The organism is Massilia sp. Root351 (assembly GCF_001425045.1).
In the GTDB taxonomy this organism is placed as follows: Bacteria; Pseudomonadota; Gammaproteobacteria; order Burkholderiales; family Burkholderiaceae_D; genus Rugamonas.
The window spans coordinates 90663-102943 of the sequence record NZ_LMDJ01000036.1; the positions used below are offsets into that span (position 1 = coordinate 90663).

Consider the following 12281-nt stretch of genomic DNA (forward strand, 5'->3'; position numbering starts at 1 on the left):
ATCAGTCCCATATCAGGTCAGGCGCACACGGCGCGGCATCAGCGCCATGCCCAGCTTGGAGCGGGCACGGGCCGGGCCCCAGTGAATTTCGCCCAGCACAGGGATCTGCACCAGGTCGGCCAGATCGGTGCGCGAACGCACGCGGCGGTCCAGCATCTCGGCCAGCATGCCGAAGCCCACGCCCAGCAGGGTTCCCATGAACAGCGCCAGCGCGGTGTTGAGCAGCAGGCGCGGCGAGGATGGCTCGACCGGCGGCACGGCCGGGTTCAGCAGCGCGATGTCGGACTGGTCGGACTGCCCTTCCATGCGCGTTTGCGACAGGCGCAGCGAAGCCGCGTCCATGGCGCGCTGGGCCGCTTCGACGTCGCGCTGCAGCACGTTCAGTTCGTCGCGCGAGCGGTTGATCTCGAGGATCTTGGTCTTCTGCTCGGCCAGCGCCTGGCGCAGCTGCGACTCGCGCGCGCCCAGGATCTGGGCGTTGTTGCCCACGCTGTTGGAGGTCGACGAGACGGCCGAATTGAGGCTGGCGCGCAGCTGGTCCGCTTCCGCCTTGGCGCTCTGGTACTGCGGGTGGTTGCGGCCCAGGCGCTGGCCAACCTCGGCCAGCTTGGTGTCCGCCAGGCTCAGCTGGGCGCGCAGGTTCTGCACCAGCGGGCTGGCCGCCACATCCGGCGAATCGAGCGCGCGGCCGCTGGCCACGCTGCGCCGCGAACTGGCTTCCATCTGCTGCGCCTGCGCCACCACCAGCTGGGCCGACAGGTCGTTCAGGCGGTTCGACTCCACGTCCAGGCGGTTGTCCACGCTGACGATGCCGTTTTCCTGCTGGTATTTCGACAGCCGGCTCTGGGCCGCTTCCAGCTGGTCGCGCAGGCCCTTGATCTGCTCGGTGAAGTAGCCGGTGGCCTTCTTCATCGGGTCCGACTTCAGCTGCACGCTGAGCTTCTGGTACTCATCGGCGAAGGCGTTGGCCACCGCCGCCACGAAGGCCGGATCGGACCCCTTGAAATTGATTTCGATGACGCTGCTCTCGCGCGAGGGCACCACGTCCAGCTTCTTCAACAGCAGGTCGGCCAGCCAGTCGCGCACCGTGCCCTTGCCGCCGGTATCCTCGCGGAATTGCTGCTGCACCGCCGGATTGCTGGCCAGCTTGAGCTGGTCGACCACGCGCAGCGCCACGTTCTTGCTGGAGATCAGGTCGATCTGGGTGGCCACATAGCTCGGCATCAGCTGGCCCGGCATGGTCATGCCGGTCACCGGGTCGACGCCCTTGGTATTGAGCAGCACCGTGGAGGCGCCCTTGTAGGTGGCAGGCAGCAGCAGGCTGACCAGCACGGTGATGGCCACCGTGGCGATCAGCGTACCGAGCACGATTTTCTTCCGTGCCTGCAGTATCAGTAAAAATTGGGCGAAATTCATGGTATTTCCTTAGAACAGGCTTTCCTTGACGTACACAATGTCGTCAACCTGGATCGGGTCGTCGTGCTTGACGTTCAGGATCTGCAGCTGGCCGTTGGCGTCCTTGCGCTTGATGCGCATGCCGCGTTCGGTGCCGCGCGGGGTCAGGCCGCCGCCGGCGGACAGGCCCTGCAGCACGGTCATGCCGCGCTCCAGGCGCACCGGGCCGGGATGCTGCACTTCGCCGTAGATGTAGAAGCGCGGCGCGCGCTCGACGAAGATGATGTCGTTCGGCTGCAGCTGGTAGTCGCGGCCGAAGTCGGCCGCCTGCACCATCTGCAGCACGTCGATCACTTCGCGCGTGGTCTTGCCGTCGCGGGTGCGGATCAGGGTCACGCTGTCGCCGCCCTCGGGGCCGATGCCGCCGGCCTGGGCCAGCATGTCCATCAGGCTGCGCTTGCCGTCCACCGGGTAGCGGCCCGGGCGGTTCACCTGGCCCAGCACCGACACCTGCTGGCTCTGGATCTGGGTGACCAGGATGTTGACCTGGGCCCGCTTCACATAGCCGCCGCTTTCCAGCGCGCTGCCGATTTTCTTTTCGGCGGCCGGCACCGTCAGGCCGCCCAGCGCCACCTGGCCGATCAGCGGGAAGGTGATGCTGCCGCTGTCGCTGACGCGGGTTTCCAGCGCCAGGTCGGGACTGCCGTAGACCGAGATCTTCAGCACGTCGCCGGAACCGAGCACGATGTCTGCCGCCAGGGCGGGACGCACGGCCAGCGCCATGACCAGGGACACTGCCATGGCCAGCCACAGGATGAGTTTTTTCATGATGAGCTCACTTATTTTTCAGGTGGATGCGGAGGATGTCATTTCAGGCCGGCCACGCCGCGCGCGGCGGCATCGTCGGCCACCGACTGCGATGCGGCGGCCTGGGCCGGCGGCACCGGCGCGGCGGCGCTGGCAGGCGCGGCCGCTGGCGCCACGGCCGGTGCCGCGGCGGTGGCGGCGGCCGGACTGGCCGGCGCGCCGGTGGCGCCCGGGGCGCCGTCGGCCGGCTTGTTGAAGTACTCGATCTTGGCGGTCGAGCGCAGGCGCTTGATTTCCGCCTCGGCCGCTTCCTTGTTCTTCTTGTTGAACAGGAACTGCTCGATCTGGCTGGTGGCCGCGTCCAGGCTGAGCGGGCTTTCCTTGATCTCGGCGATCTGGATCAGCATGCTGCGCTCGCCCTCGCGGATGATGAACAGCTGGCCCTTGGGCATCGAGGCCAGGCGCGCGCCCAGTTCCGGCGGCAGGTCGGTGCTGGTGCGGGTCAGGCCGGCGCGCACGTATTTGACCTGGTGCTGGTCCAGCCAGGCGGCGGCGTCCTCCAGCGATTTCGCACTGTCGAGCTGGGCCTTGAGCGGTTCGCTGACATCCTTGGTGGCCAGCACCAGCTGGCGCATGTCGAACTGCTTGCGGTTGGCGAAGAACTCCGGATGCTGCGCGTAGTACTGCTCGACTTCGGCCTTGCCCGGGCGGGCCTGGCTGCCGATGCGTTTCTGCATATACGCCTGCGCCACGATCATGGCCTTGGCGCGCTCGATGGCCTGCATCACCTGCGGATCGCGTTCCAGCTTGTCCTTGGCGGCCTCGTTTTGCAGCAGCTGGCGGTCGATCAGGCCTTCCAGCAATTGCTTGCGGGCGGTTTCCTGCTGCGCCGCCTGCACGCCGGAGCGCTGCATTTCCTCGTTGAGTTGCAGCATGGTGATTTCTTCGCCGTTGACGCTGGCCAGCGCCTGGCCGTTTTTCTTGGCCTTCTCGCCGCATGCGGACAAGCTGAGCGCCGCCAGCAGCATCACGGCGGCGACCGAACGACTGGATGGGGAAGCATTTTTCATGATCGTTCCTTTGTGAAAGCTTTTCTGTGCAACATTGTCATTAGACAAACATCTTAGCGAAACAACGCCAACCGTGACGCACGAATGGCAGAGCAGACGGGGCGGTAAGGGATTTAATGGGCGTTTTCTCGCGCGGCCACCACTTTCACGGTGCGCACCACGATCCACAGGTCCATCCACAGCGACCAGTTGCGCAGGTAATCGAGGTCGTAGCGGATGCGCGCCTCCATCTTGTCCAGCGTTTCAGTCTCGCCACGCAAGCCGTTGACCTGGGCCCAGCCGGTGATGCCGGGCTTGACCTTGTGGCGCAGCATGTAGCCCTTGATCAGCTTGCGGTACTGCTCGTTGTGCGCCACCGCGTGCGGGCGCGGGCCGACGATGCTCATGCGCCCCTGCAGCACGTTGATAAACTGCGGCAATTCGTCCAGCGAGGACTTGCGCAGGAAGGCCCCGATGCGGGTCACGCGCTGGTCGTTCTTCTTGGCCTGCACCACTTGCGCGCCGTCCTCGGCCACCGTCATCGAGCGGAATTTGTAGACGATGATTTCCTCGCCGTACAAACCGTAGCGGCGCTGGCGGAAAATCACCGGGCCGGGAGAGCTGATGCGCACGGCGGCGGCGATCACCGCCATCACCGGCACCAGCGCCAGCGTGATCAGCGCGGCCAGCACGATGTCGCTGCTGCGCTTGACCAGGCTGTTGAAGCCGGTGAACGGGCTCTCGCAAATGGCGATCACCGGCATGCCGCCCACGTTGTCGAAGCGGGCCTGCATCAGGTCGAACACATAAATATCGGGCAGGAAATAGACCGAGGCCGTGGTGTCCTGCAGCTCATCCAGCAGGCGGCGGATGCGCGGCTGCGCCGAGATCGGCTGGCTGATGAAGATCATCTTGATCTGGTGCTGCCGCACGTAGGCGGCGATGTCGTCCATGGTACCCAGCACCGGGTGCCGCATATTGCGCGGCTGGCGCTCGTCGGTGCGGTCGTCGAAGAAGCCGCACACCTTCATGTACAGGTTGGGGAAACGGTCGATGGTATTGGCGAACTTCACGCCGACGTCGTTGGCGCCGATGATGAGCACCGAGCGCACTTCGCTGTCCTTGTTGGGATCCGAACCCAGCTTGCGCGCGGCCAAATGGCTGGCCAGCAGCACGAAGGGGGTGGCGGCGAACCACACCAGCACCACGTTCTCGTCGTAGTGGTAGGACAGGCCGCTGACCGAGCCGAGGAACACCAGGATCAGCGCGGTGACCACCCAGCCCACCACGATGTCGCGCGCGTAGGCCATCATGCGGCCGCTGCGCCAGGTGCGGTAGGGGTCGACGTACTGGTACACGGAAGACGAAATGAAGAAGGCCAGTATCATCAGCACCAGCGAATAGCCGGTGAACGGCTCGGCGAACAGCATGGAAAACAGGTACAGCGTACCCATGATGATGAGCGGATCCAGCACGCGCTGGAAGAAGGAGATCAGGGGTATGTCGTTAACCGTCATGGTCATTCTCAAAACTGTATGCTGGCACTGACGGCGGCGCCGTGAGTGCGGTAGTTGGTGGAGGCGTTTCCGCTGCGAACTTCATGAAACACATTAGCGGACAGCCGTACCGACTGCAGCGGCGCGTAATTCACGCCCAGGGACGCGTTGCGGCTCTTGTCGTGCAAGTTGGGCGGCGCGATCCGGCCCTCTAGCGTACTAAAATCCCGCTTTTCACGACGCACTGCAGCATTCACGTTCACCTTGGCGCTCACGTCCCAGGTGGTGCTGAAACTGGCGCCCTTGTTCAAACTGTTGTTGACGAAGTTGCTTTCCACGGGCGCGAACTCGCGCCACACCGACGCGTCCATGCGCAGCTTGCGCAGCATCGACCAGTTCATCTTGGCGCGGCCGTTCAAGCCGCTGCTGTCGCGTTCGCCAAAGAAGGTGTGCTTGCGCTCGGCCCAGCCGGCCAGCATGGTGAATTGCGACGTGGCGGAAAACAGCCAGTAGACATTGGCCTTCAGCTCGTTCTGCGTGTAGCCGTCGTCGATCGAGGTGCCGCCCAGGAAGCGGTGGTTGGGATATTTGCCCTTGAGCTGGCTGACCTGCAGGCCGAAGCGGCTGCCGCTGTGCGGCAGGTAGTCGAAGCCGAGGTCGACCTGGTCCTCGGTGCGGTTGTTGAACTGCTGCTGCGGCAAGTCGTAGGTGAACTTCTGGCTGCTGGCCGCCGCCCGCACGCGGTAGCTGGGGTGGAAGCGCCAGGCGCCGTCCACGTATTCGCGGCGCTGCTTGCGCAGGTTGCGCTGGTTGCTGTGGAAGTCGCTGAACGAGGTCAGCGTCTGCGCGTACAGACCGCCGATGTGGCCTTCCAGGTGGTTGCCGATGTGCCACTCGAGGTCGGCCAGGTAATCCTTGCCGCTGTAATCGAGTTCGCTGTAGTGGTCGAACTTCACGCGCGACTGCTTGAACTGCCCGGTCAGCTTCTGGCGGCTGATGGGCATGTCGAACAGCACGCCGTACTGCGTTTGCATCAGCGTGTCGCCGCGCGGGCCGCCGAAGCCGGGGCTGTTGTCGTCCAGCCGGAACAGGTTGGCGTCGTACGAGCGCGTGACGGCCAGATAGGGGTGGATGGTGTCGCTGACGCCGGCGCTGGCCGGGACGCACGCCGCGGCGCCGATAGCGCCGATAGCGCCGATGAGCAGCGCCAGTGGGTGGGGTTTGAATAGGAGTCGCATGAGAATTTACCAGTAATGCCAATTGCCTGTGACCACGATCCACGCGCCCAGCACACCATTGGTGACGCCGTGCGCCACGATGGCGGTCCAGAGATTGCCGCTGCGCATATACAGCAGGCCGTAAGCCAGGCCGGCAACCATGCCGGCCAGCCACAAGTTGTGCTCAAAACCGAACAGCACCACGGTGATGACCAACGCCTTCAGGGAGACGGCGGCGGCGCGGACGGCGAGGAAATCGGGGGAATGGAGCCAGCGCAGCAGGAAGGAGCGCCAGAACAGCTCCTCCATCACGGGCACCACCAGGGCGGCGCCGGCCATGCGCAGCGCCACCAGGGGCCAGTTCATGGCGCCGTTGGCGGCGCGCGGATCGAAGCCGGCGGCGCTGCCGATCTGCATCCAGCCGGCATCCAGGCTGATCCACAGAACGAACACGGCCACGCCGACGGCGGCGCTGGCGGCCAGCATGGACGCACGCATGCCCTGCCAGGCCAGTTCGGCATAGTGGCGCCAGTACAGCGCCAGCGCGGCGCTCACGGCGAGGATTTTTACGCCGTACAGCCAGCGCGTTTCCTGCGCGCCGTACCCCATGCGGGACAGCACGTCGGCGATGAAAATAAAGACCAGGTAAAGGGCGAACGGAACAATCCGCGCAAGGGCGGGAGCTGAACCTGCGGGTTCGGCGGTAGAGATGTAGGGTTTCACAGTCGTGCGCCTCGGCCAAATTGAAAGATCTGCATTGCTGCCGCAGCCCGATCGGGCCGCCCAGGCAACTTTGCAGATCTTACAATTTTCCGCTCAGCAGCAGCGCACGGCTGCGCAGCGGCTGCTAAGCCTTAGCGCGGGACTCGATCGCTTCCCATTTTTCCAGCGCTTCCAGCAGTTCGCCCTCGATTTGCTCAATACGCGCGTTGACGCGCTTCGCCTCGGCCGCGTTCTTCTTGTAAAAATCGGGGTCGGACAGCTGCAGATTGAGCGCGGTCTGCTCATCTTCCAGCGCGGCGATCAGTTTCGGCAGCTCGTCCAGCTCGCGCTGTTCTTTGTAAGAAAGTTTCTTCTTGACAGCTGCCGGCGCCGCCGTGCTGGCGGCGGCCGGCGCGGCTTCAACTTTGGGAGCCGCCTTGGCGGCGGCAGCCTTGGCGCTGGCGGTGGTATCGCGCACGCGCTCCCAGTCGGTGTAGCCGCCGACGAATTCGCGCCAGTGGCCCTCGCCTTCGGCCACGATCACCTGGGTCACCACGTTGTCCAGGAACATGCGGTCGTGGCTGACCAGGAACACGGTGCCCGGGTAGTCTTCCAGCAGCTCCTCCAGCAGCTCCAGCGTGTCGATGTCCAGATCGTTGGTCGGTTCGTCGAGCACCAGCACATTGGCCGGCTTGGCGAACAGGCGCGCCAGCAGCAGACGGTTGCGTTCGCCGCCCGACAGGGTCTTGACCGGCGAGCGGGCGCGTTCCGGCGCGAACAGGAAGTCGCTCAGGTAGCTCATGGCGTGCTTGCGCTGGCCGTTCACTTCCACCCAGTCGCTGCCCGGGGCGATGGTTTCCAGCAGGCTGGCTTCCTCGTTCAGCTGGGTGCGCATCTGGTCGAAGTACGCCACTTGCAGCTTGGTGCCCTGCTTGACGGTGCCGCTGTCCGGCTTTTCCTCGCCCAGGATCAGTTTCAGCAAGGTGGTCTTGCCGGCGCCGTTGGCGCCGATCAGGCCGACCTTGTCGCCGCGCAGGATGGTGGCGCTGAAGTTGCTGACGATGGGACGGCTATAGGACTTGGACACGTTCTCCAGTTCCGCCACGATCTTGCCGGAACGGTCGCCGGCCGATACCTGCAAGGTGACCTGGCCCTGCTGGTCGCGGCGCACGGCGCGCTGCTCGCGCAGGCGCTCGAGGCGGCGCACGCGGCCTTCGTCGCGGGTGCGGCGCGCCTTCACGCCCTTGCGTATCCACACTTCCTCCTGCGCCAGGAACTTGTCGAACTTGGCGTTCTCGATTTCCTCGATTTCCAGCTGTTCGGCCTTGCGTACCTGGTAGGTCGTGAAGTTGCCCGGGTAGGACAGCAAACGGCCACGGTCCAGTTCGATGATGCGGGTCGCCACATTGTCCAGGAAGGAGCGGTCGTGGGTGATGAACAACACGGACCCCTTGAAGTCCTTCAGCAAGCCTTCCAGCCACATGATGGAGGTGAAGTCCAGGTGGTTGGTCGGTTCGTCCAGCAGCAGCACGTCCGGCGCCGACACCAGCGCGCGCGCCAGCGCCACGCGCTTCTGCATGCCGCCGGACAGCGTCTTCATCAGCGCATCCGCGCCCAGGTTCAGGCGGTCCAGCGTGGCTTCCACCTTGTTCTTCAGGTTCCACGCGTCGGCCGCGTCCAGCTTGACCTGGATGTCGTGCATGCGCTCCATCAGCGCGTCGTCGTCGCCCTGGCCGAACTGGCCGGTCAGCGCATCGTACTCCTGCAGCAGGTCCTGCAGGTCGCCCATGCCGGAGGCCACCGCCTGGTACACGCTCATCTCCGGCTCAAACACCGGCTCCTGCTCCACATAGGCGATTTTCAGGCCCTGCTGCATCACCAGCAAGCCGTCGTCCAGCTTGAAGCGGCCCGAAATAATTTTCAGCAGGGACGACTTGCCCGTGCCGTTGCGGCCGATCAGGCCGACGCGTTCGCCCGTTTCCAGCGAAAATTCCGCATGGTCAAGGAGCGCAAAGTGGCCGAACGCCAGTTGCGCGGAAGAAAGAGAGATGACTGCCATAGTGAGTAAGCCTGCGCGCGGCGTGCTGAAAAAGCCGCTGAAAAGATGAATGAAGCCAGCATTGTACCGACATCGCGGAGGCGGGACTATTTTTTGCCCGGCCATCAGCTATAATTGCGCTCGCTTAGCGTCCTCCCCGTAGCACAATGGATAGTGCACATGCCTCCTAAGCGTGGGATACTGGTTCGATTCCAGTCGGGGGGACCAGAGCCCATCAACACATACCATCATAAATCGCCGTTTATCACGTAGAATCAGCAAGTTACGGCGACTCCACCAGCAAGACCAAACCTACAAAAACACACTAAAAACCGCTATTTTGTGCTAGCCTTTACGCAATTTTTACGCACAAATTACGCAATGGCGACGATCAAAAAAAATGGTAACGGATGGCGCGCACAGATTGCCATCAAAGGCACGCGCGAATCCAAGACGTTCTCCACAAAGGCCGAGGCAACCAGCTGGGCAGCCGAGCGCGAAACTGAAATACGCAAACAAGTCACAACCGGCATCGATGTGCGCAAAACTTGCGGCGATGCGTTCGACCGCTACGGCCGCGAAGTGTCCATTAGGAAAAAGAAGACTCAGTGGGAGCAGACCCGCCTTGCCTTTATCGGCAACCAGGCCGTCGGCGGCCAACTCCTCAAGGACGTACTCCTGAACTCGCTGACGTCCGATATGCTTGGGCAATGGCGCGACAAGCGACTCAACACAGACAAGGTCGCCGGTTCAACAATTAATCGAGACTTCAGCCTGCTCTCGAATGTATTCCAAGTAGCCAGGAAGGAGTGGAAGTGGATGCGCGCGAGTCCGTCCACCGACGTCCGCAGACCCAAAGATCCGCCGCCACGTGATCGTCGGATTCTCGATAACGAAGTCGATATGATTACCCTCGCCTCCGGGTTCTGTGAAGCCGAGGTTCGGAAGGTTGGTCAGCGCGTCGGCGTGGCATTTTTGTTCGCCATCGAAACCGCAATGCGGGCCGGCGAGATCTGCGGCCTTAGACCAGGCGACATTAGCGGTGCCGTTGCCACACTCGAAGATACAAAGAACGGGACGCGACGACAAGTGCCGCTATCGCCCAGGGCTCTCGAACTGTTGACATACCTCCCCAAGGTGCCCGGCGACTCACCTATATTTGGTATAAATGAAGCCTCACTTGATGCAAACTTTCGAAAAATGCGAGCAACAACCTCGATTGAAGACCTCGTCTTTCACGATACCCGACACGAGGCTATCACCAGGTTATCCAAGAAACTCAACGTTCTTGAGTTGGCACGCGCCGTAGGCCACAGAGACTTAAATATGCTACAAATCTATTACAATGAAACAGCTGCCAATTTAGCAAAGAAGCTGTAACTCCCCATCATATAAACAAGGATTAAAATGATCACTGCCAATGCACTTCAGCGCACACTCCATCTGAGTATCAATGGAAGCACGGGAACTGGTTTCCTTCTGGATCATGGGGGACGCCAGTATCTGATCACAGCCAAACACGTCATTGGCGCCGGCGCATCGGGGACGTTTGAATTGGGAATTATGAACAACAAAGCCTGGACGCCTGTGAAGGTTTCGCTAGTTGGACATGCCGCCCACGAGGCAGACATAAGTGTCCTCGCACTACCCAGTGCAATTGTTGCGCCGAGCTTAGCATTACCCGCAGCGAAGAAGTCCCATTTGACACAGGATGCTTATTTCTTAGGCTTTCCTTATGGAGATTTTGGAGATGTAGGTTTGCTTAATCAGAACTACCCCATGCCATTTGTAAAACGCTCTATAATTTCTTCGTTTAATAATGGTGGACGCCCATCAATCATCTACCTGGACGGCCACAACAATCCTGGATTTTCGGGCGGACCAGTGGTGATTTTCGATCCAGACACGAAACAACTTGAAGTGCTTTCCGTAGTATCAGCTTACCGATCCGAGCGTAAAGAGATTCAACACAACGGGTTGACACGCCGGGATCTTTCGGTAAAAGTTAATACTGGGATCGTATTAACATACAACGTTTTACACGCCATTGAGGTAATTGAGGCCAACCCAATTGGCCCGGCACATTAATTGACCCACCGCCGATCTATAACCAAGAAATTCGCAAGCGTCTACAGATCTTTGATGAGCCGATCACGTTCCGCCTCTTCAATACAAGGCTCACCGCTCAACTCCTGCCCCAATATGTCACGGATCAGCAGCGAGCCCGAGCCAGAATCCAGACAACGCAATAGCTGGTTCGCACGCAACACAAGCGCCCGCAGGCGCTTGATTTCCCAAAGCAAGAGCCTCACGTCCGATGAGTCGCTACGTTGCCGCACCTCACTGAGTTGCTTAGCGCTCATCTTACGATTTAAGTGCGGGTTGTTTGACATTGGCGATAGATAACTGTTTTTTTATACAGTATATCACGGCCAGTCGAAAGTCCAGTCAGAACAATCCTGATGGCTCGGAGGCTTTGTCCCAGCTGTAGATGATGAGTTCCCGACGCTGCACGCCTGCGCCACCACCAACCGTGTAACTGATCCCAGTTTCGTCCATCTGGAAGCAACCGAAGATGCGACGAATCTCCGGATGATCGTTGATGCTGAGGATAGCTTTGCCCTTGAGCTTTGTCATAAGATCAGCCATTCGCTCGTACTCGATCAGCGGGAAGTCAACTCCGTAACCGACCGTGTCCAAGTACGGCGGATCAAGGTAGAAAAGCGTATGCGGCCTGTCGTAGCGCTCCATGCACTTGTACCAGTCGATGTTCTCGATGTAGGCACCAGAGAGGCGGAGGTGTGCCGCAGACAGGTTCTCTTCAATGCGCAGCAGGTTCACCGGCGGCGCCGTCGTCGCCGTACCCCAGGTCTGCCCTTCAACCTTACCGCCAAACGCTTGCTGCTGGAGGTAGAAGAAGCGCGCGGCGCGCTGAATGTCGGTAAGCGTGTGGGGTGGCGTGTCCTGCAGCCATTTGAACACGTCGCGGCTAGACAGCGCGTACTTGAACTGGCGGACGAACTCCTCCAGGTGATTCTTGACGACCCTGTACAGGTTGACCAGCTCGCCGTTGATGTCGTTGAGGACTTCCACTTCTGCCGGCGGCCGCATGAAGTACAGCGCGGCGCCGCCGGCAAAAACTTCGACGTAGCATGTATGCGCGGGGAACTGAGGAATGATGCGGTCGGCGAGGCGTCGTTTGCCGCCGATCCAAGGAATAATAGGCATTGCCATAGGTAAACGTTTACATTTATGCTAGACTCTCGCCGCCTTCCGGAAGGTAGCAGAGTCTTGCTTGGTTTACTGGCCCAATCAGTGAACTGAGGCCCACAGCCGCTGTTAGCGCAGCTGCCGTGGGCGCTCTGTTTTTTGTGCAGTCATGCACAGCCGAATTTCGCAGGCGGCGCTCGGCCTCCCGCCATATCCGCTTGCCACAGAGTTCTGTCCAAGCGGTGCTGTCATTGCACAGCAAGGAAAGTAAGTTATGCTGTAGTGATGACCCACTTTGCTGTGCGGAGCGTTCATGGCCATCTTCAACGAAGGCGATATCGTGCGCTTGAAATGCGGCGGCCCGGAA

11 protein-coding genes and 1 tRNA gene are annotated in these 12281 nt (G+C 61.4%); 3 read left to right on the forward strand and 9 right to left on the reverse strand.

Translation table 11 applies throughout. The annotated features are described in order from the left end of the window. Positions 1-12: 12 nt before the first annotated feature. From epsF to ASD15_RS30385, 7 genes are all read right to left on the reverse strand, one after another. The gene (epsF, locus tag ASD15_RS30355; RefSeq protein ID WP_057158805.1) at positions 13-1416 is read right to left on the reverse strand and encodes a chain length determinant protein EpsF; all 1404 of its coding nucleotides are present in this window, start codon (positions 1414-1416) and stop codon (positions 13-15) included. 9 nt (positions 1417-1425) lie between these two features. Further along, on the reverse strand, positions 1426-2223 hold the full coding sequence (gene epsE / locus ASD15_RS30360; protein WP_057158806.1) for a polysaccharide export protein EpsE: 798 nt from the start codon (positions 2221-2223) through the stop codon (positions 1426-1428). A gap of 38 nt (positions 2224-2261) precedes the next feature. Then, positions 2262-3272, reverse strand: coding sequence for an EpsD family peptidyl-prolyl cis-trans isomerase (locus tag ASD15_RS30365; protein WP_057158807.1), 1011 nt, complete (start codon positions 3270-3272; stop codon positions 2262-2264). Positions 3273-3385: 113 nt separating this feature from the next. Beyond that, positions 3386-4768: an undecaprenyl-phosphate glucose phosphotransferase gene (locus tag ASD15_RS30370; RefSeq protein ID WP_057159002.1), complete on the reverse strand. Its 1383-nt coding sequence runs from the start codon at positions 4766-4768 to the stop codon at positions 3386-3388. Positions 4769-4776: 8 nt separating this feature from the next. Continuing rightward, the gene (gene epsL, locus ASD15_RS30375) at positions 4777-5985 is read right to left on the reverse strand and encodes an XrtB/PEP-CTERM-associated polysaccharide biosynthesis outer membrane protein EpsL (protein ID WP_157201201.1); all 1209 of its coding nucleotides are present in this window, start codon (positions 5983-5985) and stop codon (positions 4777-4779) included. 6 nt (positions 5986-5991) lie between these two features. Continuing rightward, the gene (locus tag ASD15_RS30380; protein WP_057158808.1) at positions 5992-6687 is read right to left on the reverse strand and encodes a CAAX prenyl protease-related protein; all 696 of its coding nucleotides are present in this window, start codon (positions 6685-6687) and stop codon (positions 5992-5994) included. 124 nt (positions 6688-6811) lie between these two features. After that, entirely contained in the window at positions 6812-8725 is a 1914-nt protein-coding gene (locus ASD15_RS30385) for an ATP-binding cassette domain-containing protein (RefSeq protein ID WP_057158809.1), read from the reverse strand. A 132-nt stretch (positions 8726-8857) separates the two neighbouring features. On the opposite strand from ASD15_RS30385, the gene ASD15_RS30390 reads away from it, so the two are divergent. The 3 genes from ASD15_RS30390 to ASD15_RS32060 all read left to right on the forward strand — a co-directional run bounded on the left by ASD15_RS30390 (position 8858) and on the right by ASD15_RS32060 (position 10792). After that, positions 8858-8932 (forward strand) — tRNA-Arg (locus tag ASD15_RS30390). Positions 8933-9085: 153 nt separating this feature from the next. Continuing rightward, complete coding sequence (locus tag ASD15_RS30395; RefSeq protein ID WP_057158810.1) at positions 9086-10084, forward strand: site-specific integrase; 999 nt, start codon at positions 9086-9088, stop codon at positions 10082-10084. Between the two features lie 27 nt (positions 10085-10111). Then, positions 10112-10792 (forward strand): serine protease, encoded by a 681-nt coding sequence (locus ASD15_RS32060; RefSeq protein WP_082552253.1) that lies wholly within the window; start codon positions 10112-10114, stop codon positions 10790-10792. Between the two features lie 41 nt (positions 10793-10833). Here ASD15_RS32060 and ASD15_RS30400 read toward each other — a convergent pair whose 3' ends face one another. After that, complete coding sequence (locus ASD15_RS30400) at positions 10834-11067, reverse strand: hypothetical protein (RefSeq protein WP_057158811.1); 234 nt, start codon at positions 11065-11067, stop codon at positions 10834-10836. Positions 11068-11152: 85 nt separating this feature from the next. Further along, positions 11153-11938: a DNA adenine methylase gene (locus ASD15_RS30405; RefSeq protein WP_057158812.1), complete on the reverse strand. Its 786-nt coding sequence runs from the start codon at positions 11936-11938 to the stop codon at positions 11153-11155. Positions 11939-12281 lie beyond the last annotated feature (343 nt).

Excerpts from the sequence above, each read along its gene's own strand:
- epsF (WP_057158805.1), bottom strand. The coding sequence starts at position 1,416 with ATGAATTTCGCCCAATTTTTACTGATACTGCAGGCACGGAAGAAAATC.
- epsE (WP_057158806.1), bottom strand. The coding sequence starts at position 2,223 with ATGAAAAAACTCATCCTGTGGCTGGCCATGGCAGTGTCCCTGGTCATG.
- ASD15_RS30365 (WP_057158807.1), bottom strand. The coding sequence starts at position 3,272 with ATGAAAAATGCTTCCCCATCCAGTCGTTCGGTCGCCGCCGTGATGCTG.
- ASD15_RS30370 (WP_057159002.1), bottom strand. The coding sequence starts at position 4,768 with ATGACGGTTAACGACATACCCCTGATCTCCTTCTTCCAGCGCGTGCTG.
- epsL (WP_157201201.1), bottom strand. The coding sequence starts at position 5,985 with ATGCGACTCCTATTCAAACCCCACCCACTGGCGCTGCTCATCGGCGCT.
- ASD15_RS30385 (WP_057158809.1), bottom strand. The coding sequence starts at position 8,725 with ATGGCAGTCATCTCTCTTTCTTCCGCGCAACTGGCGTTCGGCCACTTT.
- ASD15_RS30395 (WP_057158810.1), top strand. The coding sequence starts at position 9,086 with ATGGCGACGATCAAAAAAAATGGTAACGGATGGCGCGCACAGATTGCC.
- ASD15_RS32060 (WP_082552253.1), top strand. The coding sequence starts at position 10,112 with ATGATCACTGCCAATGCACTTCAGCGCACACTCCATCTGAGTATCAAT.
- ASD15_RS30400 (WP_057158811.1), bottom strand. The coding sequence starts at position 11,067 with ATGAGCGCTAAGCAACTCAGTGAGGTGCGGCAACGTAGCGACTCATCG.
- ASD15_RS30405 (WP_057158812.1), bottom strand. The coding sequence starts at position 11,938 with ATGGCAATGCCTATTATTCCTTGGATCGGCGGCAAACGACGCCTCGCC.